27 protein-coding genes and 1 pseudogene are annotated in these 26,778 nt (G+C 44.3%); all 28 read left to right on the forward strand.

Going from position 1 to position 26,778, the window contains the following annotated elements:
• The first annotated feature begins 38 nt into the window (after positions 1-38).
• The 28 genes and pseudogenes from T515_RS06115 (at position 39) to T515_RS06250 (ending at position 26,775) form a co-directional block, all read left to right on the forward strand.
• Positions 39-1,724: a methyl-accepting chemotaxis protein gene (locus T515_RS06115; protein ID WP_036608840.1), complete on the forward strand. Its 1,686-nt coding sequence runs from the start codon at positions 39-41 to the stop codon at positions 1,722-1,724.
• Positions 1,725-2,189: 465 nt separating this feature from the next.
• Entirely contained in the window at positions 2,190-2,507 is a 318-nt protein-coding gene (gene fliE / locus T515_RS06120) for a flagellar hook-basal body complex protein FliE (protein WP_036608842.1), read from the forward strand.
• A 62-nt stretch (positions 2,508-2,569) separates the two neighbouring features.
• Positions 2,570-4,246, forward strand: coding sequence for a flagellar basal-body MS-ring/collar protein FliF (fliF, locus tag T515_RS06125; protein ID WP_155988296.1), 1,677 nt, complete (start codon positions 2,570-2,572; stop codon positions 4,244-4,246).
• Positions 4,212-5,327 (forward strand): flagellar motor switch protein FliG, encoded by a 1,116-nt coding sequence (fliG, locus tag T515_RS06130; protein ID WP_036608843.1) that lies wholly within the window; start codon positions 4,212-4,214, stop codon positions 5,325-5,327. Before fliF ends, fliG begins: the two co-directional genes overlap by 35 nt.
• Positions 5,320-6,201 (forward strand): FliH/SctL family protein, encoded by an 882-nt coding sequence (locus T515_RS06135; RefSeq protein WP_051671500.1) that lies wholly within the window; start codon positions 5,320-5,322, stop codon positions 6,199-6,201. Before fliG ends, T515_RS06135 begins: the two co-directional genes overlap by 8 nt.
• Positions 6,201-7,505, forward strand: coding sequence for a FliI/YscN family ATPase (locus T515_RS06140; RefSeq protein ID WP_036608846.1), 1,305 nt, complete (start codon positions 6,201-6,203; stop codon positions 7,503-7,505). Before T515_RS06135 ends, T515_RS06140 begins: the two co-directional genes overlap by 1 nt.
• 91 nt (positions 7,506-7,596) lie before the next feature.
• Positions 7,597-8,049 carry a flagellar export protein FliJ gene (gene fliJ, locus T515_RS06145; RefSeq protein WP_051671501.1) on the forward strand — a complete coding sequence of 151 codons (453 nt, stop codon included), beginning with the start codon at positions 7,597-7,599 and terminating at the stop codon, positions 8,047-8,049.
• Between the two features lie 80 nt (positions 8,050-8,129).
• Positions 8,130-9,794: a flagellar hook-length control protein FliK gene (locus T515_RS06150; protein ID WP_036608848.1), complete on the forward strand. Its 1,665-nt coding sequence runs from the start codon at positions 8,130-8,132 to the stop codon at positions 9,792-9,794.
• A 21-nt stretch (positions 9,795-9,815) separates the two neighbouring features.
• Positions 9,816-10,037, forward strand: a pseudogene (locus T515_RS18560) (flagellar hook capping FlgD N-terminal domain-containing protein); the annotation flags it as partial.
• Positions 10,038-10,516: 479 nt separating this feature from the next.
• A complete protein-coding gene (locus tag T515_RS17060) occupies positions 10,517-10,912 on the forward strand; it encodes a TIGR02530 family flagellar biosynthesis protein (RefSeq protein WP_081832694.1) in 396 nt (131 codons plus the stop codon).
• Between the two features lie 157 nt (positions 10,913-11,069).
• A complete protein-coding gene (locus T515_RS06165; protein ID WP_036608851.1) occupies positions 11,070-12,089 on the forward strand; it encodes a flagellar hook-basal body complex protein in 1,020 nt (339 codons plus the stop codon).
• A 93-nt stretch (positions 12,090-12,182) separates the two neighbouring features.
• Positions 12,183-12,398, forward strand: a complete 216-nt coding sequence (locus tag T515_RS06170; RefSeq protein WP_036608853.1) for a flagellar FlbD family protein — start codon at positions 12,183-12,185, stop codon at positions 12,396-12,398.
• An 18-nt stretch (positions 12,399-12,416) separates the two neighbouring features.
• On the forward strand, positions 12,417-13,217 hold the full coding sequence (locus tag T515_RS06175; RefSeq protein WP_036608855.1) for a motility protein A: 801 nt from the start codon (positions 12,417-12,419) through the stop codon (positions 13,215-13,217).
• Between the two features lie 3 nt (positions 13,218-13,220).
• A complete protein-coding gene (locus tag T515_RS06180) occupies positions 13,221-14,270 on the forward strand; it encodes an OmpA/MotB family protein (protein WP_081832695.1) in 1,050 nt (349 codons plus the stop codon).
• A 67-nt stretch (positions 14,271-14,337) separates the two neighbouring features.
• Positions 14,338-15,447: a flagellar motor switch protein FliM gene (locus T515_RS06185; protein ID WP_036608857.1), complete on the forward strand. Its 1,110-nt coding sequence runs from the start codon at positions 14,338-14,340 to the stop codon at positions 15,445-15,447.
• Positions 15,448-15,511: 64 nt separating this feature from the next.
• Positions 15,512-15,880: a response regulator gene (locus T515_RS06190; RefSeq protein ID WP_036608859.1), complete on the forward strand. Its 369-nt coding sequence runs from the start codon at positions 15,512-15,514 to the stop codon at positions 15,878-15,880.
• Positions 15,881-15,932: 52 nt separating this feature from the next.
• On the forward strand, positions 15,933-16,385 hold the full coding sequence (flgC, locus tag T515_RS06195) for a flagellar basal body rod protein FlgC (protein WP_036608861.1): 453 nt from the start codon (positions 15,933-15,935) through the stop codon (positions 16,383-16,385).
• Positions 16,386-16,418: 33 nt separating this feature from the next.
• Positions 16,419-17,849, forward strand: a complete 1,431-nt coding sequence (fliN, locus tag T515_RS06200) for a flagellar motor switch protein FliN (RefSeq protein WP_036608862.1) — start codon at positions 16,419-16,421, stop codon at positions 17,847-17,849.
• A gap of 4 nt (positions 17,850-17,853) precedes the next feature.
• A complete protein-coding gene (gene fliO / locus T515_RS06205; protein ID WP_051671503.1) occupies positions 17,854-18,207 on the forward strand; it encodes a flagellar biosynthetic protein FliO in 354 nt (117 codons plus the stop codon).
• Positions 18,207-18,863: a flagellar type III secretion system pore protein FliP gene (gene fliP, locus T515_RS06210; RefSeq protein WP_036608996.1), complete on the forward strand. Its 657-nt coding sequence runs from the start codon at positions 18,207-18,209 to the stop codon at positions 18,861-18,863. Before fliO ends, fliP begins: the two co-directional genes overlap by 1 nt.
• A 57-nt stretch (positions 18,864-18,920) precedes the next feature.
• Positions 18,921-19,187 (forward strand): flagellar biosynthetic protein FliQ, encoded by a 267-nt coding sequence (locus T515_RS06215; RefSeq protein WP_036608864.1) that lies wholly within the window; start codon positions 18,921-18,923, stop codon positions 19,185-19,187.
• Position 19,188: 1 nt separating this feature from the next.
• Complete coding sequence (locus T515_RS06220) at positions 19,189-19,944, forward strand: flagellar biosynthetic protein FliR (protein ID WP_036608865.1); 756 nt, start codon at positions 19,189-19,191, stop codon at positions 19,942-19,944.
• A 57-nt stretch (positions 19,945-20,001) separates the two neighbouring features.
• On the forward strand, positions 20,002-21,069 hold the full coding sequence (flhB, locus tag T515_RS06225; RefSeq protein WP_036608868.1) for a flagellar biosynthesis protein FlhB: 1,068 nt from the start codon (positions 20,002-20,004) through the stop codon (positions 21,067-21,069).
• Positions 21,070-21,364: 295 nt separating this feature from the next.
• Entirely contained in the window at positions 21,365-23,530 is a 2,166-nt protein-coding gene (gene flhA / locus T515_RS06230) for a flagellar biosynthesis protein FlhA (RefSeq protein WP_036608871.1), read from the forward strand.
• Positions 23,531-23,592: 62 nt separating this feature from the next.
• Positions 23,593-24,378, forward strand: a complete 786-nt coding sequence (locus T515_RS06235) for a sigma-70 family RNA polymerase sigma factor (RefSeq protein WP_155988298.1) — start codon at positions 23,593-23,595, stop codon at positions 24,376-24,378.
• An 80-nt stretch (positions 24,379-24,458) separates the two neighbouring features.
• Positions 24,459-25,292, forward strand: a complete 834-nt coding sequence (locus T515_RS06240; RefSeq protein WP_036608873.1) for a flagellar hook-basal body protein — start codon at positions 24,459-24,461, stop codon at positions 25,290-25,292.
• Positions 25,293-25,341: 49 nt separating this feature from the next.
• Positions 25,342-26,130 (forward strand): flagellar hook-basal body protein, encoded by a 789-nt coding sequence (locus T515_RS06245; RefSeq protein ID WP_036608875.1) that lies wholly within the window; start codon positions 25,342-25,344, stop codon positions 26,128-26,130.
• A 21-nt stretch (positions 26,131-26,151) separates the two neighbouring features.
• Positions 26,152-26,775, forward strand: coding sequence for a chemotaxis protein CheC (locus T515_RS06250; protein ID WP_036608877.1), 624 nt, complete (start codon positions 26,152-26,154; stop codon positions 26,773-26,775).
• Positions 26,776-26,778 lie beyond the last annotated feature (3 nt).

Here is a 26,778-nt window from a genome sequence, read left to right on the forward strand (position 1 = left end):
CCGCTGATTGGTTTAGCCTGTTTAAAGGGGGCAGCACTATGCAAGGTTTTAAGAACATGAAGATCAGAACCAAATTCACAACGACTGTGGTAGTCATCGCATTGGCGATAATCATCCTTGTCGGTACGTCGTTTTTCGCATTCCTCAGGATGAGTGGAATGATGGAAAGTTTTTCCAGAGTACAGTATTCCAACACGAAAGCTCAGATGAATATGCGTAAGGATATTCAGACTGTCAATAAACGTATCCTTCTTGCAATTATGGATCCTGAGGGCAATTCTGTAGCGGATCAGAAGGCTGATTTTGATGAACGTTTCGGTGATATGCAGGGAGATATAGACTCCATAAGCAAGACTCTTGGTGACGATGCCCTCATTAATACTCTCCAGCAGAAGTTTGATGCCCTGAAGAAAGGCTCCTATGAACTTCTGGATGTGATAGACAGCGGAGACAGGGAAGCAGCCATGGAACACTATAAGAGCGGATTCAACGTTGTGACCTCCGAAGAGTTTGTATCAGCACTTAGTGCGGTTGGAAAGCTCTCCGATCAGCAGGCTGCAGATCTTATTGCGGAATCGGATTCCTTTAAGACGAAGGTTACATTCACGCTGGTAATCCTTGCAGTGGTTGTTATCGTATGCGTGGTTATCGTATTCCTTTTCCTTGCGAACACCATCGTGAGCACTGTGGACGTTGCAAACGATACCATGGACAGGATGGCGAACGGAGACTTCCAGATAGATATAGATGTATCAAAGCTGTCAGAGGATGAGTTGGGAAGCATGGTGAGAAACATGTCCGGTATGACATTCAAACTCCGTACTCTTGTTGAGGATGTCAGCTCCATGCTTTCAGCCATGAGTGAAGGAAATTTTGCCGTAAGGATGGAACATCCCGAAATCTATGTTAAGGATACCATGCCCATAAGGCTGGGATTTGAAAAGATTTCCGAGAATCTTTCCGATATGTTCTCTAACATGAACGATGTAGCCACACAGGTTAAGAACGGATCAGAGAAGATCGCCAACGGTTCCATGGCCCTCAGTCAGGGTGCTACAGAACAGGCATCAACACTTGAAGAGCTTTCGGCTACCATCAATGTTTTGAACGACAAGGTAAAGAACAGCGCGAAGTCAGCCAGAGACGTGGAAGAGTTCTCTGCCGGTGTTGCGGATAAGATCACCATACAGAATGAACAGATGAGCAAGGTTCAGGAAGCTATGGATGAGATCGAGAGCAAGTCAAATCAGATTGAAAACATTATCAAGGCTATCGATGATATCGCTTTCCAGACAAACATCCTTGCTCTCAATGCTGCAGTAGAGGCAGCCCGTGCAGGCTCAGCAGGTAAGGGATTTGCGGTAGTTGCAGATGAGGTAAGAAACCTTGCAGGAAAGTCTGCCGCAGCAGCTTCGGAAACTTCAACACTTATTGAATCAACCATTTCAGCGGTACGTAACGGTTCCAAGATGATCGGTGAAGCCGCATCGGAACTCAATGCGGTTAAGGACGATTCCATCAAGTCCAAGGAGCTGGTTGCCACTATAGCATCAGAGATGCAGGAAGAATCCCAGTCAATCTCCGAGATTACCACAGGTCTTGAGCAGATATCCGAAGTTGTTCAGCAGAACAGTGCAACAGCGGAGCAGAGTTCAACCTCCAGCAGTGAGCTCAATGATAACGCCAGTGTTCTTAAGGGAATGGTTGACAAGATCATTTACTGATAATTATTTATTCCGGATTTGCCGGTCTATTTAAGATTTTTGGCATAAGTGCATAGGAATATGTTCATGATGCTAATAATATAGGATTTTTTGTCGATAAATATATCATGGATTTAATAACGATTATCAAGACTAACTTTGACTCTCGTACGTTACATGCTATGTGGTATGTACGTCCATGATATATTTACGACACTTTTGATTAAGCTATTTTTTTAGTTTTAGGGGTAGAGAGTATTTTAAAACGTCAACTGCAGGGAAGCGGTTGAGATCATCTAAAAAGAGAGGGACGATTCAAAATCATAGGCATTCAGCCTCAGGAATCGGTATAACACTCCATGAAAAGTTAGTTTCCAGGGAAGGGCAAACGTTACTAAACGCTATTTATAAAATTTAGCGTGCTATTTGCTGAATTTAAAAATAAGGAGCTTTTGATTATTTTTAAGAAGATAGAGGGCCTAAGAAATGGAAATTAATAATCAATTTATCACACCTATGAGATCATGGACTCTGGAGGATTTGAGAACCCAGAGAAATCAGAGACCACAGGAGTCTGAGGGAGCCACTTTGTTCAAGGACATCTTTGACAATGTGGTGAATAACGTAAAGGTAACTCAGGCAGACGTGGAAAACAAGCAGTACCTTTTGGCTACAGGGCAGCTTGAGGACGCACATTCGCTTCCGATCGCTGAGTCAAAGGCGGCTATCAGTCTGAACATGATGATCACATTGAGGAACAAGGCGCTTAGCGCCTACTCAGAGCTTATCAAGATGAACACCTGATGACCGGCTTTACTGATAAAGATTAGTAGCAATTGGGGATGGGTTTCAGAGTGGAGTGAACTTTGGATAACTTTAAAGAATCATGGGGAAAGATGCCAAAAAAGAGCAGAATTGCGATTATTGGCATCATTGCTGCAACGGTCATTGCCGCTGCAGCTGCAATCATATACTTAAATCTAATCAGTCAAACTAAATACAGTACATTGTTCACCGGCTTAAGTACCGAGGAAGCATCCCAGGTGGCAAATCTTCTGCAGGATGAGGGCATAGTATATACCTACAATGCAACGGACGGTTCCATCAGGGTACCGGAGGACAAGGTAGAGTCTACCAGAGTATCGCTTCTCAGCAAGGGATATCCTAAAAGTGGTTTTACTTATGACATGTACATAAGTAATGCAGGTCTCATGACCACAGAGTCTGATAAAGAGCTGTATACACTTTATGATCTTCAGGATCGTCTGGGGGCCACTATACGTATCTTTGACGGGGTCATGGATGCGAAGGTGACCATAGCCAAGGGTTCAAATGAGAAATTTGCTCTCAGCACTACAAAGACTATAGATGCTTCCGCATCGGTAGTGGTCACCATGAAGGAAGGGGCAACCCTCAGTGATGCCAATGCCAACGCCATCAGGAATCTTATTTCCAGATCCGTAAAGGGTGTGAACTTTACCAATGTTTCCGTATTTGATGCAGGAACCATGGAAGAAGTGGGCGGTGACAACGGAGGGGATACCAGTAAGGTTATTCAGGATCTCACCACTCAGGTAGAGAACAGTATTGCTGCTAACATTAAACGTGTTCTTGCAAAGCTCTACGGAGCGGAGAACATAGCGGTTTCTGTTAAGGGTACTCTGGATATGACCAAGCTCATATCCGAGAACACTGAGTATACGGTTCCGGAGCAGGTGGAAGAGACAGAACGTTCAGGACTTCTCAATCATGAAGATTTCAACAACGAGAATTCCGGTTCCACAACAGACGGGGCAGCAGGCGTGGTTGGTACTGATGCCAATGCAGACACACCGAGATATACAAATCTGAACGGGGCAAATGGAACCACAAACGGATATTCGGCCAATGCCTACTCCAGAGACTGGTTGTTTAACGTACTTAAGGAACAGAGGGAGATATCTCCGGGAGTTCTTAAGGATGCGACGGTAGCAGTCGTTATCATGACTGATGACAGATCTGTACAGCAGCAGGATCTTGTAAATCTTGTTGCTGACGCAGGCGGAATAGGAAGAGCGGATGCGGCGGAAAAAATAACCATCATTCGTTCTACACCGGCAGAAGAGGCACCTCAGGTTGAAACTGAGACACAGCCTGAGCCTGAACCTGAATTCCCGCTTGTTACACTTATCATAGCTATAGCAGCAGGAGTACTTCTTCTCCTTATACTTTTACTTATTATTCTCAGAAAGAAAAAGAAGAAGAGACTTGCGGCACAGAAAGCAGCGGAAGAAGCTGCAGCAGCAGAGGCAGCTGCGGCGGAGGCAGCGGCAGCACAGACGGAGACGGCTGCCGAGAAGAGACAGAGAAACGAAGAGATGGAACTCGGAGCAGAAGAAGATACAAATGCATCAATGCAGCATGGTATGCGCCTGAAGCAGAATATCGGAGAGTTCATAGACAACAATCCTCAGGTAGTTGCAAAGCTGATTCAGGGATGGCTGCGTGAAGAAGAAGAGGAGAGCACCAATGGCAGGAGAAGAGAACGTTCAGGTAGAAAATAAGACAGCAACAGGAGGTGCCGCAGCGGCGGCTCCTGCACCCGCTCCTGCTATAGCTCCGGAGCCAGCTTCCTCAGGCCGGAAGCTTAGTTTTAAGCAGAAAGCAGCGCTGGTAGTGGTTTCCATAGGAGCTGACAGAGCTTCACAGCTTTATAAGTATCTTAACGAAGCCGATATAGAAGATCTGACTTATGAGGTGGCAAGGGTAGGAAAGACCACAAACCAGGAAGTGGAGGACACTCTTGATGAGTTTTACAAGCTTTGTCTCACTCATAAGATGATGACAGATGGTGGTATTGACTACGCCAAGTCGGTACTTGAAAAGGCCTTCGGTGAGTCAACTGCCAAAAACCTTTTGGACAAGGTATCAAAAACCCTTGCATCCAAACCTTTCAATTTCTTTGCAAAGGGAGATCCGAAAGCGCTGTTGTCCCTGCTTGCAACCGAGAGACCCCAGGTTATCGCGCTTATCATGTCATATATGGAAGCTGAGCAGTCGGCAAAGGTTCTTGAGAATCTTCCGGAAGAGAAGCGTATTCCTACCGTTACAGCCATGGCAAACATGGATCGTGTATCCCCGGATGCCATTCAGATCATTGAAAATGAGATGAAGCGTAAGTTCAGCTCTATCATTACCAGTGAGGACAATATGAACCTTGGCGGTATCGATTATGTAGCTGACGTAATGAACCATATCGACAGAAGTTCCGAGAAGAAGATCTTCGACGAACTGGACGTATCGAATCCGAATCTTTCCAAGGATATCAGGGACAAGATGTTCGTATTCGAAGACATTCTTTCCATGGACAACCGTTCCTGCCAGAGATTTATACGAGATTGCGATACCAAGGATATCGTATTTGCTATGAAGACTGCAAGCGACGAGATGAAGGATATCTTCTTCGGAAATATGTCCAAGCGTCAGGCAGAGACAGTTCGTGCAGATATCGAAACTACAAGCAATGTACGTCTCAAGGATGTTGAGGAAGCTCAGCAGCGTATCGTCAACCTCATCCGTAAGCTGGAAGAGCAGGGCGAGCTTGTAATCAACAAGGGAGGTGGAGAAGATACAATCATTGTATAAGAGAAAATCCTCTCGTTCCATCATTAAGGGTGGGAACAATGTGGGTATCCAGCAGTATATCTCTACCATAGAGAAGTTCAGCAAGGGGGAAGATGAACCGGAGGAAACAGAGGTTCAAAGCACCCGCCCGGAAAATACAGAATCCTATCAGTCATACCGGGATATGCCCATACAGCGTCCCGAACAGATTATGCAGAACGGCGAGATCAAGTCAGATGAAGAGATAGCCATCATGCAGAGAAAGATGCTCAGGGATGCGGCGGACAGAGCAGAGAAAATCATCAATATAGCAAAGATGGAGGCTGAACAGATAAAGACGGATGCCTATGAAGAGGGTTACAACAGCGGTCATCAGGAGGGAATGCAGGATGGTCATGAGGCAGCCCGTCAGAAGGCTGAAGCAGAATTTAAGGAAACAGTAGAAAAATATCAGACAGCGGTGGCACATTCCATCATTCAGATAGGAGAGGAAAGGGAAGAGAGTTTTCACAGGTATCTGGATGAACTTAAGAATGTGGCCATAGCCGTGGCTGAAAAGGTTATACATATAAGTCTTGAAACATCGGGAGAGGTCATCAAGCGCATGATCATAGCCGAAGTGGAAAAGATGAAGAAAACCGAGTGGATCAAGATTTATATAGATAAATTTGATTACGAACAGCTTATATCTGTGGATGAGGATGTGGCGGCGGATCTTGCAAGAATTTCCGACAATGTAAAGTTCGTTGTTCAGGATAAGGAGAAGCTTGGTTATACGGTCATAGAAACACCCAGTGAGATGATAGATATAGGCGTTGATTCCCAGATAGACAACATAAGAGAGAACCTGAACGGCGTGGACTTAAATGAAAATAGCGAAGAGGGAATGGAGTAATGTTTGAAAAACTTCCGGAAATTATCAGGAAGACAGAAACCGTCGGACGTGTAGGTAAGATCGAAAATATCGTCGGTATGGCTATAGAAGCTTCCGGAGATAAGGCGAGTATCGGTGATATCTGCATGATCCATAACGAAGAACTGAATAAGAGTATTCCGGCGGAGGTGGTAGGATTCAAGGGGGACAAGATCCAGCTCATGACCTATGAGGCTACATCGGGTATCACCTCGGGAAGCTTTGTAAGAAATACAAAGCACAGGCTGAGGGTTCCGGTAGGAAACTTCCTTAAGGGCAGGATCATCAATGCTTTAGGCCAGCCCATGGATGGCGGAACACCTTTTCCTGTCAATGCCACTACATACACAGTAAACAGTGCGTATACAAATCCGCTGGACAGGCCTCCTATTCGTTCAAGACTGGATTTTGGCATAAAAGCGATAGATGGACTTAATACCATAGGAAAAGGACAACGTATAGGGATCTTTGCAGGTTCCGGTGTAGGTAAGTCCACTCTTATGGGTATGATCGCTAAAAACGTAAAAACAGACATAAATGTTATAGCACTGGTAGGCGAAAGAGGTCGAGAGGTTCTGGAGTTCGCTCAGAGAGATCTCGGAGAGGAAGGGATGAAGAGATCGGTCCTTGTAGTGGCCACCTCGGATCAGCCCGCCATGCTGAGACTTAAGTGTCCGTTAGTTGCAACAACCATAGCGGAGTATTTCCGCGACAGGGGGATGGATGTACTGCTTATGATGGATTCCCTTACACGATATGCCATGGCGCAGCGTGAAATAGGACTTGCTACTGGAGAGCCTCCCATAGCAAGAGGATATACTCCTTCCATTTACGCGGAGTTCCCGAGACTCCTTGAGAGAGCAGGACAGTTTACAAAGGGCTCCATAACCGGCGTTTATACAGTGCTTGTAGAAGGTGATGATACCAATGAACCCATTGCCGATACTGTAAGAGGTATTCTTGATGGACATATAGTTCTTTCGAGAGCCCTGGCGGCGGAGAATCATTACCCGGCCATAAACATTGGCGCCAGCGTCAGCCGACTGATGGTTGAGATAGTATCTCCGGAGCATAACAAATATGCTTCTAAGATGCGTAATCTTTTGGGACTTTATCAGAAGAATGCCGATCTTATATCTATAGGCGCTTATAAAAAGGGTACCAATGCAGCACTTGATGAGGCAATAAGTAAGTATCCGGATATAAATAAGTTCCTGATACAGGGTACAAAGGAAGCTTTTTCCTATGACGAGGTATTGGGACAGATAAAAAGCATTGTCGGGTAGATGGGGTTAACGGGTTTTAGGAAAATCCGTAGTACTAATACCGGTATGGCGGTTTTAACGGGGCTGACATCCCGGGGAAAGGTGGCAACGTATGAAGAGGTTTCAATATAATCTTCAGTCTGTGCTTGAGTACAAACAGAGAGTTCTTGACGATCTGAAGGAACAGTACGCGCTCAGAATGAAGTTTGTAGAGGAAAAGAAGCAGGAGATAGCCGGTCTCAGAGCAAAGGCAGATGCATTGAACCGGGAGTTCGATGAGGTCAAGCAGCAGGGAGCGGTTATCGAGAAGTTTCTGATGTATTCTTCCATGATTGACAATCTTGACAAACAGGTAGAAGTTGAAAAAGAGACACTTAAGATTTTGCAGGCAAATGCCGATAAAAAGAAAGAGGAGGTAATTGCGGCGAACATCGACGTCAACAAATTCGAAAAGCTTAAAGAGAAAAAGCAGGAGATCTTCAAAGCCCAGGAGCAAAAGGATCAGGAAGCTTTCATCGATGAGTTCGTCTCAAATCAGCAAAACTCCATAATCAGATCTGCCTGAGTGAGGAGGACAGAGAAGAGTGATCCCGTGCTATGCATGGATTACATATTTATATCCCAATGAGGAAAGGAGGAAAAAAATTGGAAGCAGTAAACAACTACTTTACAGGTTCTGTTAAAACAGTTTCCTGGGGGGCAGGAACCTCCGGAAGCGGCTATGGTTCTGAAACCGCCGCGACAGGAGGAATTCAGTTCTCAAGTTTGATGAAAGACAGTAAGCCTGTGAAGGGAAAAGACAATTCCGGTAAAGGAACAGTACAGTTCAGTGACAGTTCCGGAGACGGCAGAATGAAGAGCTTAGTCGATAACAAGACAGAAAGAGCAGAGACTCAGGTGACAAATAAGCTAAGTTCTGACGGGCCCGGGGGCCAGGACACAGGAAAGGCAGTCGAAGAAGCAGGACAGACTGATGTGAACTATAATGCCGAAGAGATGGCAGCTATGCTTGCTCTTATAAACAGTCTTCAGGCTGACCGTATCACAACAGTAAGTGATGGCACAGAGACTTTGACAGAAGAAATAAGCACCATTGATGCATCTGATAAAGACGCACACATTTCAGTAAGCATCGGCCAGGAAACTGTGACAAAAGATGCAGGTATCATTGATGCATTACAGGGAGACCGTATCACTACAGCAAGTGAAGGAACAGAGCCGGAGACAGAAGAAACAGGTATCTTTGAAGCACTACAGGCTGATCGAATGACTACCGCCAGTAATGGAGTGGAGCTTGTTACAGAAAGGACAAGCACAATGGCGGCCCCACCGAGTGTGGATGTAAGTGGATTAAACAGTGCAGCGTCTACGGTAGCAGCATCAGAGCTGGTTTCGGCTTCAGGCAGTGAATCGTCCGAAGGAAAGGTAAGAAGTGAGGCAGCATCAAAGACAACAGCACTTGAGACAGAAAGAAACGGTGGAGAAGAGACAGCAACGAAGAGTTCTAATGAAGTGACATCAAGTAAGTATGATCCTGTGGAGGTATTAAAGAGTCTTGAAGGACAGGGACATATGGTTGTAAACAGCAGCAACAGTCCCAGCGGTACTCCATCAACGGATACAAACGGCCCTACAGGAAGAGATCCGGGAGAGAAGAGAAATCCTGAGGAAATTGCAAAAGGTCCTGTTGCAGCAACGACTAACGAAAAGACTGAGACTTCCGAAGAAAGCAAAGAAACTGACCCGATGGAAGGTTTCACAGAGATTCAGGCTTCAGCGCCTACGCCTTTTGCGAACCAGTCCAATCAGGGAGTTCAAACTACACAGACGGCTGAGACAGCTAAATCAACAAAGACAGAAACAGTCGTAAACGAATCTATGATGATGAGAACTTCTGAGACCAGCATGGCTTCGGATCTTACAAATCTTCTTTCATCCAGATTCCCGTCGAAAAACGGTCAGCTTACCATAGAGCTAGATCCCGAGAACCTCGGAAAGATAACTATCAATGTAAGCTACGACAGCGGACATGCAGCAGTTTCCATAAGTGCCACAAACCAGAAGACAGTAGAGATACTTACACAGAACGCTTCTGCCATGGCAAACATCATACAGCAGAAAACAGGGCAGGAGACGCAGGTCTACATACCGAACGCACAAGAGAGCAATACAAAACAGGATATGGCAAGCGGCAGAGAATCCAACGAGAATGCGGAGCAGCAGCAGGCGAGACAGCAGGCTCAGCAGTCAGAGAGAAGCGAGCAAAGCAGTTCGGCATTCTTACAACAGATGAGACTCGGACTTGTCTGATAATCAGAAAGGAGCGTACATATGGCGGATGTATCAAGCATATCAAGTTCGACCAATCCTTATGTTTCGAAGACAGCTAGTCCGGAATCCAATGAAAAGAATACCTTGACTATAAGCAGTTACTTCAAGCTTCTTGCAGCACAGCTTGCAAATCAGGATTATACGAATCCTATGGATAACAGTGAACTTTTGGCACAGATGTCACAGATGGCCATGGTTCAGTCTCTGACATCCATGACAGAATCCGTAGAAAGTCAGATAGCATTTGCACAGCAGAACTATTCTGTTGGCATGATAGGCAAGGAAGTAACAGTACTTACTGAACCGGATGCGGGAAGCGGACAGACGGCGGAAGCAAGGACGGGAATCGTTGAAGCGGTGTATGTTACCGATGATGAACCTGTGCTTAGGTTAAAGGGTGATACAACGGATTATAAGATATCCCAGATTGCAAGTATCAGGAATTCAGGAACATCGTCAGGGATAGCATCAGGTACAGGACCCGGAAGCACCACATCATCAGGTTCAGTAGCATCAAGTGACGGGCCAGTAACAGTGGATAACGGAAGTGACGGACCTGTAATTAACGATACCTACAGTGGCGGACCGGGAACGCAAATCTGATGACGTACAATGAAAACTTATGATGGTTCATACCTGCAAAGTCAGATATAAATCGGAAAATTATAAAAACTAAATATGGAATTTGGAAAGGAACAGCAATGGATTTTGATCTTACCTCGAGAAAGATTCAGTCCGTGCAGTATCAGAACTTAGTTGATAAATCGGCTAAGGCTACAGGTATTAGTACCGAAGGAACTTCCTTTCAGGAACAGTTAGATAAACTGCAGCATGAAGTAAAATCTGAACTCAGTTTCAGCAAGCATGCGGCAAAACGTCTTGAGGAGAGACACATAGAGATGAACGAAAGTCTCATGGACAATCTCCGGGATGCAGTTTCAGAGGCGAGAAAGAAAGGCGCCAGAGATGTAGCGGTGATAGGCCGGCAGGGAATTTTTATAGTTAATGTACCAAACAATGTTGTGGTGACTACCATGGCAGAGGATGATATGAAGAACAGGACACTTACAAATATAGACAGTGCGGTATTTATGTAGGCAGGACCTTTAAAGGATGCCTGAGGCGCGCCCTGAAGTGACGCGTCCGGTATCGCACTATTCTATCTAATATTGGTCAGGATCAGTCATGAAGGACCGGGATGAAGTTATCCCCTGAGTAGTTCTTTGGGACATCCGGATAGAAAGGAATATAAATATGTTAAGAGCAATGGATTCAGCAGTAGCAGGTTTGAGATCACACCAGAACAAGCTCGATGTAATCAGTAACAACATCGCCAATGTTAACACCTATGGTTTCAAGTCACAGTCATACAGCTTTAAAGATACCATGTATCAGACTTCCACGGCATCAGCTCAGGGCAAGCAATCAACTACCACAGCCGGTCAAGCGGTTGAAGGTGGTCTCAACGGTGCCCAGTATGGTTATGGCTCTCTTACAGGAAGTATAGCGACTGATTTTACCTCATCGACACCCTCATACATAGGAGGATTTAATGCATGCATCAATGGCTCAGGATTTTTTATTACAAATTCATCTAACGAAACAGCTGGGATAACCATTAAACCTAAGGATGATAGTACAACTACCACAAATATGAAAGATAAAGATTTTGCATATACCAGAGTCGGACAATTTAAGGTAGATTCTAACGGTTATATCGTTGACAGTAACGGGAACTTTGTTTATGGTTACAGGCCAAATACATTGGTTGATCCTACAGCTTATGGTGCTGCAGACGAAAACACTGCAAAGGAAACAAGATTACTATACGCATTAAGAGCACCGAACGAAACAATTACTGATTTTACTCAAACATCTGGCTTTTCATGGGAAGGTACTGCTATACAACTTAAGAGCATTGAGATAGGAAATGACGGTATAATTAAGGGTGTTATTGAACATAACAGTGAAGAGAAACATATCGTTATAGGAAAGGTCGCAATTGCTTCTTTCCAGAATCAGGAAGGACTCATGAAGGCAGGTAACAATACCTTCAATGCTGCTCCAGGTGATAATACAGGTAAAGTTACCGTTACACTGCCGAAAGAAGGAGCCACTCCTTCACTTATGGCAGGTTATCTGGAAGGTTCCAATGTGGATCTCGCTAAGGAGTTCTCGGATATGATCACCACCCAGAGAGGCTTCCAGGCCAATTCAAAAATCATTACGGTTTCTGACGAAGTATTACAAGAACTTGTAAATATGAAGAGATAAACTTATAATAGTTCTTAAATAATTAAAAATATTTGATAGCGGCGTTATACATAGCGCCGCTATAGCCGATAAAATGGAAGGGTGTATAAATTTATGATTGAACTCATCCGACTGAACGGGGAACCGTTATATGTGAGTTATCTTCAGATTTTGACTATAGAGAAAATTCCGGAGACGAAAGTAAAGCTCACCAGCGGGGACTACTATATCGTCAGGAACACCCTGGAAGACATAGAAGCCCAGATAGTCAGGTTTCTTCATGATGTTGTTGTATTCAAGGGCTTTGCAAAATCGGACGAGAGTAGTTGAGGGTTACAGGAGGCATAAATGGATTTCACGATTCTGATCGGTTGGATTATAGCTGCGGCACTAATCGTTAATGGTATCGGAACAGATAAACTTGGAAACTTTGTAGATATACCGTCACTGGTCATCGTAGTAGGTGGTACCATAGCCTGTCTTATAGCTTGTTACCCTTTCAGGATGCTTAAGGATATACCGAAGCATATCGGAACCTGTTTAAGAGGCAGCAAAAAGTATGATGTTCCCAAAACTGTAGAGCAGCTGGTGGATCTCGCCATGATAGCGAGACAGAGCGGACTCCTTGCACTGGAAGAAAAAGCAGGTGAGATCAAGGAACCTTTTTTCAAATCCGCTGTTCTTATGATTGTAGATGCCAACGATCCTGATAAGGTCAGGTTCATACTTGAACGTCAGGTTGAGGATATGATGACTCGTCATGATGAGGCGAGAGGAATGTATGTTAAGGGTTCGGCTCTTGCACCAGCCTTCGGAATGATCGGAACCCTTGTAGGACTTGTAAACATGCTTAGAGGTATGGATCTTTCCGGTTCGGGAGGCGCCAGTACACTTGGACAGGATATGGGTGTCGCCATGATCACAACATTCTATGGTTCGGCACTTGCGAACGTTATCTTCCATCCTATAGCACAGAAGCTGGCTGTACGTGAGGGAGAAGAAGTCCTCTACTGTTCTACAGTCATAGAGGGTGTTATCTCCATACAGGCGGGAGAGAACCCCAAGTATATAAGAGAGCATCTGCTTGCATCACTGCAGCGTGGTCAGCAGACCAAGCTTCTCAAGAAAGCCGACGGAGGAGGTAAGTAAAAGATGAAAAAGAAAGGCGGAGGAGGGGACGAAGGCGGAAGCTGGATGGACACATATGGTGACCTCGTAACCCTGCTACTATGCTTTTTCGTTCTTTTGTATTCCATGTCAAGCGTGGACAGCGCCAAGTGGGATCTTTTCGTAAGAAGTATTTATCCCGATGGCAAGACCCCCAGTGAACGTGCTGCGGAAGCTAACAAAGATACGGCACTCATAAACGCCCAGGTAGTAGAGGATGGTGTGGAGCCTGAGGGTATCATAGGTAATCCTGAGATCGAACAGAACCAGCTTATGGAATCGGACCTTTCCCAGATTTATCTCCAGATCGCCCGGGCTCTGAACGAAGCCGGAGTTGAAGGTGTAACTGTTACAAGAGGTGAAGACTATACCTTCGTTGTTTTTAAGGATAAGGCGTTCTTTGCCGGCGACAGCGCGGTGCTGACAGAACAGGGACAGAAAACCCTTGATATTTTCTGTGATGTCATTAGCGGTGATAACGAACTTATATCCCAGGTTAATGTAATGGGTCATACGGCACAGGCTGACCCGAATCATATAAACAGTGCAAGAAATGACCGTATGCTGAGCTCTATGAGAGCCGCAGAGGTTTGTATATATGTACAAAATAAAAATTTCCTTGATCCTGACAAGCTGGTAAGTATCGGATACGGACAGTTCAGACCTTTGGAGGATAACAGCACCAGTGAGGGACGTGCTGCCAACCGAAGAGTTGAAATCCTTATCATTGATAAGGACGGCGAAGTGAGAGATATGGATCAGTACTATAAGGAACTTAATGAAGGTGTGAACGCTGACACCACCATCATCACTACAGGTGAAAGCGTTACAACGGCAGATGAAGGAGTATCTGCCGGAATAAGTGAAGATACGGTTGTACTTACTCCTACAGGAGATACAGATACATCCAACATTAGCTCATCTGTCGAAGGAGTGGCGGGGCAGGCTGAATATCAGGAATATGCAGAAAAAGCAGTGGAGGATATGAATTCACTGGATGCAGCTTTACAGGCCGGTCAATCCGCTACAGGATAGTACCCGCCGGATAGTAAAGAAGAGGGTTGTTGAGCAGAGTGTGAGAATGATGTGGGGTGTTTAACATATGGCAGACGTACTATCGCAAAGTCAGATTGACGAACTCCTTAAATCTATGGCTGGCGGTGGCGGAGGAGGTTCTGCACCGGCAGAAGAGAAAGCGGCAGAAACCAAAACGGTGGTTGCCGAAGTAGAAAAGAAGGAAGAAGAAAACTATAACAAATATGATTTCTACAGTCCTCGTAAGTTCACGAAGGAGAAGATAAAGCTCCTCAGAAGTATATATGAGAACTATGCAAGAATCCTTACATCCCAGGTAAACGGTGTGTTCCGTGTCATGACGGATATAACGGTTATAGAATTAAGGGAGAGCCGTTACTATGAATATGTGAACATGTTCCATGAGAACGACTGTATGTCCATAGTTGATGCCCACTTCACCGATAAGGGAAAAAGTAACGTTCCGCTGATGGTCTATGCTACTCCGGGACTGATCATTACCCTTGTAAACCATATGCTGGGAGGCGGAGATTCGGTTATCCGTGTAGAAGAGAACTATCGTTACACAGATGTCGAGATGGCACTTTACAGACGTGTTCTGGATTATATCATCCATTCCATGGATGACGGATTCTCAAACTATATAAACATCAATTTCAAGATGCAGAGAGTTGAAGAGAACCCTTCCATGACCCAGGAAATCGGTCTTGATGAGACAGTGGTTATCATAGTTTTGAATGTTGACGTATCCGGACTTGCAGCAGAGAAGATAAGGCTCTGTATTCCGGGAACTCTTTTGGAACACATCTTCAAGATTATTGATAATCGTAAGCACATCGCAAGAGGATTCTCATACGAGAACAATTCTGATGTGATCATGAACCACATCAAGGATACGAGATTCCCGATTACAGGACAGCTTGGAATCATAAGACTTGATATAAGTGATATTTATCATTTGCAGGTCGGTGATGTTATAGATATGAATAAGTCCTCAAAAAGTCAGGTAAAGCTTTTCGTAGGCAAACAGCCATGGTTTATGGGAACCATGGGGGTTTACAAAAAGAATATAGCTGTACGCATTGATGACCGCATAAGGCCGACAGGCAAAGAGAAAAATACGGATGAGGATATAGAAACACTGTTGGATGAATCTGTGGAACAGAAGACAGGATAGAGTCTCTCTACACAGTTCATAATATAAATGTAAACTATTAAATAAAAGCTAGGAGAAAAAAAGTATGGCAAAGATTATGCTGGTTGATGACGCTGCATTCATGCGCATGATGGTTAAGAATTCACTTACAAAGGGTGGCTTTGCTGACTGTGAATATGTTGAGGCACAGGATGGCGCAGAAGCAGTAAAGAAGTTTGATGAGGAGAATCCGGATCTTGTTATCATGGATATTACCATGCCTAACATGGATGGTCTCCAGGCACTTAAGAAGATCAAGGAGAATCATCCTGATGCAAAGATCGTTATGTGTACAGCCATGGGACAGGAATCAATGGTAGTTGATGCTATAAAGTCCGGCGCAAGGGATTTCGTTGTTAAGCCATTTAATGCAGAAAGAATTACTTCCACTGTAAAGAATATTCTTGGCGCTTAAATGAAACGGCACGGCATCGTCCTTTGTGTCTTAATAAGAAAGAGGGATGAAGATGTCTTATTTGAGCTCTTTTGATATTTGTGCATCCGGAATGAGCGCCCAGCGTATCAGGATGGATGTGGCTGCAGAGAATATTGCCAATGTTGATACGACGCGTACCGAAAACGGTGGCGCGTATCAACGTAAGGATGTTGTGTTTGAAAGCTATGGTGAGGGATCTTTTGCTGAAGCATTCAGAAATGCTCAGCTGGGAAAAGGCTTTCATACAGCAAAAAAATCGGGAGTCAGGGTGTCTCAGATTATTGCTGATACACGCGAGATGAAACGAGTATACAATCCGTCACATCCGGATGCCGATGCAGATGGATATGTGGAAATGCCCAATGTTGATGTACTGAAGGAAACAGTAGACAGTATGTCCGCTACCAGATCTTATGAAGCGAACGTTACTGCACTTAATGCTATGAAGGCGATGGCACAGAAGGCACTTGAGATAAAGGTATAACTTGTAGTATGAAGGGGTAAAGGAGAGTAGCTAATGGGTGCTGGTCGCTTCAATAACATGGAAATAGACGCCATAGGCGAGATAATGAATATCAGCCTTGGCTCATCGGCAACAGCATTATCAACAATGCTCGGCACAAAAGTAAATATCACTACGCCTGTTGTAAAGGTACAGAACAGGACAGAGTTTGAGTATAGGGAACTTGAACCTGCAGTAGGAGTAGAGATCTCTTATGTAAAGGGACTTGATGGAAGAAACGTCATGATGTTCAGCAGGAATGACGTGCGTATCATCGTTAGTATGATGATGGGTATGGATATTCCCGAGGATGAGTTCGTGATGGACGAGATGAATGCATCTGCCATCAGAGAAGTCATGAACCAGATGATGGGTTCCTCTGCAACAGCTCTTTCAGAGTTTCTTGGGGTAACTGTCGATATATCTACACCGGTATCTTTTGAAGTTCCAAATGAAGAGGAATTCAAGGATAAGTATTTTCCGGGAGATGAAGAACAGGTAGTTGTCTGCTTTACTCTTGAGATTGAGGATAAAGAACTGGAAAGTGAGTTCCTCAATATCATGTCTGTATCCCTGGTAAGGCGTTTGCTTCAGCCTTTTGCAGAGCAGTTTGGCATAGAACTAAGCGAAGATGCGGATAATGCCGGGGCAGCTTCTGCTGAAGCACCCGCACCGGCACCTGAGCCTGCACCCGCAGCTGCTTCATCCGGCGGACAGCTTGATCAGTCAGCTGTAGATGCACTTTTGAACGGAGGAGCTTCGGCAGCACCTGAGCCTGCACCTGCTTCATCCGGTGGACCACTTGATCAGTCAGCTGTAGATGCACTTTTGAACGGAGGGGCTTCGGCTTCACCGGCACCTGCAGCGGCAGCACCAACTCCTGCACCTGCACCGGCCCCTGCAGCACCGCCGCCAACTCCTGCACCTGCACCCGCTCCTGCACCGGCAGTTGCAGCGGTACCTCCACAGCCTGCAGCAGCACCTCAGTATGTACCCGGTGTTGCGGCAGCACCGGATCCGATGACCTTGCAGCTTCTTAATCAGATGCAGCAGTCTCAGACACAGATGATGCAGCTTATCAAGGACATAGAAGAGGACAGAAAGGCCGGAAGAAATCAAAGACAGGGAGTAAAGGTTCAGTCTTTAAATTCTCCGGAATATGGTGAGAGTGAGGATAACGGCGAGCAGGAAGAAAATAAAGAGATGCTCATGAAGGTTCCTTTGGAAATCTCCGTAGAGATAGGAAGAACCAAGAAACTTGTTAAGGATATCCTTGAGTTCACACAGGGTTCTCTTGTTGTTTTGGACAAGATGGCCGGTGAACAGGCAGACCTTTATGTAAACGGTGAATGTATCGCCCGGGGTGATATCGTTGTAGTTGAAGATAACTTCGGTATTCGTATCACTGAAATAGTTAGCAAGGAAATAAATCCGGAAAGTCTGTGAGCTTATGCATAGCACTATTTCACTTGTATCCGGATTTCTGGTATTTGTTCTTATCCTGCTGCTGGCTTATGCCTGCAGCAGGTTTCTGGGCAAAACCTGGCGGATGAGAAGTTCCGCAAAATATATGGAAGTCATTGATCAGCTGGCAGTTGGACAGGATCGTCTGCTTCTGATCGTTAAGATAGATAAAAAGTACTATCTTATGAGCTCAAGTTCTCAGGGGGTTTCTTTCCTCAAAGAGCTCGATGGCGATTTCTCGCTGGAAAGGAGTATCGAGGCTCCGGTTCAAAGCGATTTTTCTCAGTATCTGAACAGATATTGGAAGCAGTTCAGAGACGGAAAGGATAGCAGTAAATGATAGGGGATTTACTGACCGGCTTAAATGGCGGCAATGTGCCGACTCTTGATCTGATATTCATGCTGACGATGGTGGCTATGGTGCCATCCATTGTTGTCATGATGACGTCGTTCACTCGGACAATCATCATTTTATCTTTTACACGTACTGCAATGGGTGTCCAGAATACACCTCCCAATATGGTCATCGCAGGCATAACTCTGTTCCTTACCCTGTTCATCATGAGCCCCACCATAGCACAGATCAATGAAGTTGCCTACCAGCCCTATCGTGCCGGACGCATAAATCAGGAAGAGTGTATAAAAAGGATGGCAGGACCTGCCAAGGAGTTTATGCTTAGAAATACGGAAAAGGAAACTCTTGACCGCTTTGTGGAGATGGCGGATATTGCTGTACAGGATGATGTCAGGGATTATCCTCTTACTGTAATCACACCTGCTTTTATGACCTCTGAGTTAAAGAGAGGTTTCACAGCAGGATTTCTTCTTTATCTTCCGTTTCTTTTGATAGATATCGTAGTTTCCACGACACTTATGGCCATGGGTATGGTTATGCTGCCGCCCACCATGGTATCTATGCCCTTTAAGCTTTTGCTTTTTATCAGCATAAACGGATGGGAACTCTTGTTCTCTACCATCATAAACAGTTTCCGTTAGAAAAAAGCTGACATAAGGCATAGATTCAGGCTGTAATAAGGTTTGGAGGATAAAAAGATGACTACAGAACTAGCCCTTGATACATTGAGACAGACATTTCAGCTTGCGTTGGAGATAGCGCTGCCGCTTCTCCTTATAAGTATGATCGTTGGTATCGTACTTGCCATATTCAGTGCTGCCACCTCTATAAGTGAACAGACATTGACATTCGTTCCTAAGCTTTTATCCATACTTACGGTTCTGGCACTTCTGGGAAGTACCATCCTTGTTAAGATGCAGGAATTTACGATAGAGATATTTCATTTGATCGCATCCGGAGGTTGAAATGATTATTCTGTTCAGCTTTATCTTTATGCGAGTCACAGGGATAATCGAGTTGAATTCTGTTTTGTCCAGGTCAGAGCTTCCCAGAACTGTAAAAGGAATGCTGATTTTTATGATTTCTGCCCTTATATTCATCTGGACAGACGGTCACTTTATGGCAGAGCCTGAGACATTGTTGGAATATGCGTTTATGCTCGTGAAGGAGCTTGCAATAGGTGCCTGTATCGGATTCGGTATGGAGCTTACATTGGCGGTAATTCGCTTCGGCGGTACCGTCATTGATTTTATGATGGGTCTTAACATGGCACAGATGTATGATCCCTCCACTCATCAGCAGACTACTCCCAATGCAAACAGATTCGCGATTTTTATGTGCCTTGTGTTCTTCACTACAGGAGCGCATCTCAGATATTTTGAGATTCTTTTCAATTCCATAAAGCTCATTCCCTTTGGAATGGTGAAGCTTGATTACAACATTGCGGTATATATGCTGGAACTGTTCAATGGCTGCATGGTGCTGGGACTTGAATTTGCCTTCCCCATCATTGCCATAGAACTATTGACCCAGATATGCCTGGGAATACTTATGAGAGTCATCCCGCAGATTAATATCTTTTCTGTGAATTTTCAGTTAAAGATAATTGCAGGAATGGTGATGCTTCTCATACTTTATACTCCCATGTCGGAGATGATCATCAGAATTCTGGATAACATGTTTACACATCTCGACGAGATAACCATGATACTTGCGGGATAGATGCAGAAATAAACATTATGCCAGTAAATAGCATATCATCTTGAGAGGAGAAAACCTATGGGTAATGATGGCGCCGATAAAACCGAGGAGCCTACATCGCATAAGATAAGTGAGGCAAGAAAAGAAGGTAACGTCTGTCAGAGCAAAGATGTTGCCACAGTAGTAATGTTGCTTGGAGTCTTTGTGATGGTGAGGCTCATGCTTCCGACTATATATAATTACATAGTCAGTATGTTCAGATATGTTCTTGATTGCATAGCCCATTCCGAATATGACCCTATAAGCGGTACCCTGTTTTACAGATTTCTGGTATATGCCCTGGTATGTTCCCTGCCAATTCTATTGGTGGCAGTTGTGCTGGCCGTCCTTTCTCATGGGGTTCAGACCAGATTCAATTATTCGAAGAAGGCTACAAAAGTAAAATTCAGTAAGCTTAATCCGATCTCGGGAGTAAAGAAGTTATTCTCACTCAATAAAGTTGTTGAGGTGATTAAAAATCTGCTGAAGATAAGTATCCTGATTATACTGTTGTATTTTGTGATAAATGAAAAGCTTTTGCCTATTGCAAGGACACTGGATATGCTTCCATTTAACTCGACACTTATGCTTCTCGGATTTGTCTGGGATCTGATAATCAGGGTGGTGATAGCCTTTTCACTTATAGCTTTCCTGGATTATCTGTATCAAAAATGGAAGTATCATAAAGACCTCATGATGACAAAGCAGGAAGTAAAGGATGAAATGAAGATGCTTGACGGAGATCCTCAGGTAAAAAACAAAATGAAGCAGAAGCACAGAGAGATGACCAATCGTCGTATGATGCAGGAAGTTCCTCAGGCGGATGTCATCATCAGAAACCCGACCCATGTTGCTGTTGCTTTAAAGTATGATCCGGACAGGCACGGTGCTCCTTATGTGGTGGCAAAGGGACTGGATTTTATCGCACTTAAGATCGTGGAGACGGGTGAAGAGCATGATGTGCCGTGGATAGAGAATAAGCCACTGGCCAGAGCACTTTATGCTTCCTGCGAGATAGGTCAGGAAATCCCCGTAGACTATTACAGCGCGGTGGCTGAACTTCTTGTATTTATCTACAGGCAGAAAAACGGAGAACTGCCGGCATAAATCCCTATTCCGAAGGAATAGGGATGCCGCCCAGCCGGCGAGGCTGGTTTTGGCTTTAGCCAAAATCAAACGAAAATGCCGGAGCGAAGCGACTTCAAATGGCATTTTCTCATTTTTTATCCTTAAAATTTATCACATTTTACAGAAATTAAAGAAAATTTTAAAAAAATTAATAGAATTTATAATTTTATCGAGACAAGTTGATAAAAAGCAATTATAATAAACATATATCTAATTTATGTACGTAAGGTATAGAGAGTAGAATAAAAAAGAATAAGAAAACAGATCACAGACTATGAAATGGACGAAATTTATTGCAGATAATTCCATAGTTGTTATGGCACTGGTTATCATATTGCTGCTGATCATCCCGCTTCCGCCGTTTATGGCAGATATGTGTATAGTCCTGAATATGGCTATATCCATGATGATTCTGGTCATCACTATGACGATCCACAGCCCGTTGGAATTTTCGATTTATCCGTCATTGCTTCTGTTAACTACACTGTTCCGTCTTGGCATCAATGTTTCTACAACCAGAAACATCCTGTCCACTGGCGGTTTCTCTGGACAGGTCATTAAGTCATTTGGTGACTTCGTTCTGCAGGGAAATGTTGTTGTCGGTCTTGTAATCTATATCGTCATCGTTCTCATGAACTTCACGGTCATCACGAAGGGTGCTGAACGTGTAGCAGAGGTTTCCGCAAGATTTAACCTCGATGCTATGCCGGGAAAGCAGATGGCTATCGACTCGGATCTTAACGCCGGTCTCATCGACGAGCAGGAAGCTGCCCGCCGAAGGATGAATGTTCAAAGAGAATCCGATTTTTACGGCTCCATGGATGGTGCTACGAAAATCGTAAAAGGTGACGGAGTCATGTCACTGATCACCACCGCTATCAATCTTATAGGCGGTAGTATCATAGGTATCGTTCAGTCCGGACAGGACATAGGTACCGTATTAAACACATACACTATTGCAACCGTTGGTGATGGTCTTGTGGGACAAATCCCATCACTTCTTATTTCTACCGCAACCGGCATGATCGTAACCCGTGCCGTGGCAGAGGGATCACTTAACGAGGACATATCAAAGGAGTTTTTGGCACAGCCAAGATCGTTTATGATCGCAGGCGGTGTCATTTGTGTACTCTGCATCATTCCGGGCATGCCTCTTTTCCAGATTCTTTTAATCGGATTTGGATTTATGCTGGCAGGATATATGATGCAGCGCAGGATACTTGAAGCCCCTGAGGCAGTTAGAGCTGAAGCTTACAGAGCGGCCAGTCACGGCGCAAGACAGAGAATCGGAAATGTTGGCGTAGAAGAGCCGTCAGCTGAGGAACTTGAAGAAAAAACCGAAAAAGCACCTGCTCAGACTCAGGAGGAGTACTTCAAGGATGTAAACAATGTTTACCACTTACTTCAGGTGGAGCCTATCGAGGTTGACTTTGGATACAGCCTTATACCTTTGGCGGATGAGACCGTAGGAGGAAGACTCATAAGCCGAATAGTGGTATTCAGAAGACAGTATGCTCAGGATATGGGATATGTTATTCCTTCCGTAAGACTGAGAGACAGTGCAAAACTCGGCACAAATGAATATGTGATAAAGATAAAAGGAGAAGCTGTTGCGGTTGGAGAGATCCTGACGGATTTCTATCTGGCCCTTGAACCGGAGAATGTTGAGAGGGAAATCGATGGAATAGAGACTATCGAGCCCGCATACGGCATCCCCAGCAAGTGGATAAAACCGGAACAGAGGGAGAGGGCTGAGATGTACGGATATACAGTCATTGATCCTTTGTCGGTGCTTGTATCACATATGAGTGAAGTCATAAAGCAGCACAGCTATGAACTGATCACAAGGCAGGAAGTGTTCAGACTTGTTGAAAACTTAAAGAAATCGGCACCGGAACTGGTAAGTGAGGCCTTTCCGGCACTGGTATCATACAATCTTTTACAGAAGGTACTCACCCTTCTTCTCAAGGAGGGAGTATCCATTAAGGATCTTGAGACCATAGTTGAGACCATGGTTGACTCCATTACAGAGAACGGACTTCCGGTTAAGGATATAGATTCTCTGGTGGAACAGGTCAGAATATCACTCAAGAGAACCATCACCAGAATGTACTGTGAGGATGGAAACATGAAGGTTGTTACGCTGGATGCAGACCTGGAAAGGTCTATGGTCAGCTCACTTTCAAAGGGAGAAAGCGGATATTATCTGGCTTTGAGCCCTGAGATATTACAGAGTCTTGTAAGACAGGTTTCCGAGGAGATGAAGAAATTCAAGGATCTGTCACAGACGCCGGTTATTTTGACATCGGAGGTCATGAGAGCTCATTTTTATCATCTTATAGAGCAGTTCTATCCTCAGGTAAGAGTCCTTTCATTCAACGAAGTCGCAAACAATGTTCAGATTCAAGCTATAGGGAGTCTGAAGCTGGAAAACAAATAATAAGTAACAGGGGAAAGAAGATAAGTAAGAGAGTATAAGAATAGTTAGAGGGGATGAGTTTTATGATGGATACAATTTATAGGGAGCAGGTTGAAGATCTCGAAACAAGAAGCAATGAAGATTTGTTTTTGATCTACAAGAGAACAAGGGACAATAGTGTTAAACAGGAACTTACCATGCGCTACATTTACATAGTTAAAAGTGTAGCGTATCAGATGAGGGATGTTTATAACGATACGATGCAGCCTGAAGATATCATCAATGAAGGCGTAATTGAGATCATGAAGGCCATCGACCGTTATGATGTGGAGAAGGATAACAAGTTCGAGACATTCATCTCCAGACGTATAAGAGGCATGGTCATAGATCTGATACGAAAGAATGACTGGATGCCCAGAAATTATCACAGGGACCGCAAGAACATCGAGGATGCAAGGGACGAGCTTCAGAGAAAGCTGGGACATTCTCCCAGTGATGAGGAGATTTCCAAGTATTACAAAATGGATGTTAAGAAGATCAAAAAAGTTGATCGTATGCGGACCATGGTCAATGTCCTTTCACTGGACATGACCTATGATGATAATGATGAGACGCTGTTCCAGGTAGCGTCGGACGATTTAAATACACAACCGGAGGGAAGTTTCTTGCAGGGCGAAACAGTAGCAACCTTGGCCAGAGCCATCGATTCTTTAAAAGATAGTGAGAAAAAGGTTATATCTTTGTACTATGTTGACGAATTAAATATGAACCAGATTGCAGAGGTTATGAATATTAGTCAGCCAAGAGTGTCTCAGCTTCACTCTATAGCAATTGAGAAGCTGAAGAATTACATGGCAAAGATGTCATAACTCTGAATCAAGTTTTTTGACATCCGCTATTTAAAAAATTAAGTGCGGAATTTAAAGGGTGTTGCCCGGACAGGAGTATTATGTATCAGGGATTTTACAATCTGACATCCGGTATGCTGACACAGCAGAGAAGATTGAATGTTGTCAGCAACAACATGGTCAATGTACAGACGGCAGGTTATAAAAAAGACACTATGACCCAAAAGACGTTTCAGGAGGAGATGCTTGTCCGCACAGGAAAATACAATAAAGACAATCCTTCAGATCTTACAACTACATCAAAGATAGTGACTGCGGAGCAGACCTATACAAATTATGATCAGGGTGCCTTTGAGCAGACTGATGATATCTATGATTTTGCAATAGGCGGGAACGGCTGGTTCTCCATACAGACGACTGCCGGAACCAGATATACGAGAGATGGTTCCTTTTCAGTTGACAGTGAGGGGTATCTGGAACTGAACGGTCTCGGAAGAGTGCTGGGCTCCGACGATCAGCCTATTCAGATTCCGACGGAAAACTTTACTGTTGATTCAGCGGGAAATATCCTGGTGAATACTTCTGCGGCTGCGCTTGAAACCGGAAAGCCGGGAGATAACACAGCAGAAACCACGACAGAAACAGCCACTCAGCCGGAGTCCTACGGACAGATAAAGCTTGTGGATTTTCAGGATCTTACACAGCTTCATAAAGAGGATAACGGGCTTTACTCCACCAATCAGGCAGCTACTGTTGTAAACGGTGCAAACGGTACCCAGCTTATGTGGACCATGCTTGAAAAAGCCAATGTGGATCTGGTGGATGAGATGACCTTGATGATTTCTTCCCAAAGAGCCCTTCAGGGAGCTGCTCAGATGCTTAAGATGTATGACACGGTTATGGCAAAAGCTTCTTCAGATGTAGGAAAACTTTAATAAAAAGCTTTTTTTGAACTAATCGTGCTGATGTTTTGGAGGATTGGATATGAATATGTCATTTTGGACAGGGGCGGTAGGTGCCGACAATTTCACCAAGAAGCTGGCTATCACTTCCAACAATTTAGCAAATATAAATACTACGGGATTTAAGGCAAAAAGTGCGCCATTCAGAGAACTTATAAATTATAATATAAATGACTCCAGAGAGGCTGTTACAGAGCTTCAGGCAGGGGCAGGTGCAGTAGTGCATCAGACCAATATGAATTTCAAGTTATCCGGTCTCAATATCACCAATATGGAATCGGATTATGCCCTTATGGATGACAATGCTTTCTTCATGCTCCAGGATCCCGGAGATGACTCTATTACATATACAAGAAACGGTCATTTTCACAGTGGCCTTATGCCGGATGGCGAATTTTATCTTATGACTGAGGCAGGCAAATATGTTCTCGATCAGAATGGACAGAAGCTGAAGGCATCGGTTCTTGATCTTAAAACACTTGTGGAAAAAGATGAGAATGAAGAGGAAAATACCGAGACAAATACTGAAGAAAAGGAAGAAAAACCTACGATTGGAGTTTATACTTTTCCGCATCCCAGCCGATTATTAAGTAAAGGAGACAATGAGTTTATCGTGCAGGAGGGTGATACTCAGAACACGGCAGCTCTTATAAAGACTCCGCATATTCAGCAGGGGGCTTTGGAAAGTTCAGGTACGGATCTTGCAAAGGAAATGACAAAGGTCATAGAGAGTCAGAGAGCTTTTCAGTATGCATTAAAGATGGTTACAACATCTGATGAGATAGAATCGACTATCAACAGTTTAAGATAAATATAAAGTGGGGAATGGGTAATGAGGATAAAAGACTATAGTGAGATGAACCTTCAGGATCTGGATGTCATGAGGGAGATTGGAAGTATCGGAACGGGGCATGCAGCAACATCGCTGTCACAGATGCTCCAGAAAGAAGTCCGTATTACTATTCCGCAGGTAAAGATACTTGGTTATGATGAAGCCATAGAGGCCATCGGAGGAGATATAGAACAGATCGTCGGTGCAACACTTGTTAAGATGGACGGCGATATAAACGGTCTGATGCTGTTCCTTTTTAATCTTGAGTTCGCTAATACCATTTTTGACAAGATGATGGGCATTTCCTATGCGGGTTTCGAGCAGATGGATGCCATGGCACATTCGGCCCTGACAGAGATTGGCAACATTATCATCTGTTCTTATGTCAATGCATTTACGGAACTTGTGGATATGAATATCTCACTTTCGGTTCCCAGTGCTGCTGTGAATATGCTTGGAGCTATCCTTACGGTGCCTATAGCCGAATACGGATATGAGACAGATAAGCTTATGTACTGTAATGCAGACTTTGTTATGGACGGTAAGACATACAATGACTGGCTGCTTATGCTGCCGGATATTGCATCCCTGAATCGTATATTGGAAAAGTTAGGGGTTTCATAATTT

It is taken from the genome of Oribacterium sp. P6A1 (assembly GCF_000702885.1).
In the GTDB taxonomy this organism is placed as follows: Bacteria; Bacillota; Clostridia; order Lachnospirales; family Lachnospiraceae; genus Oribacterium.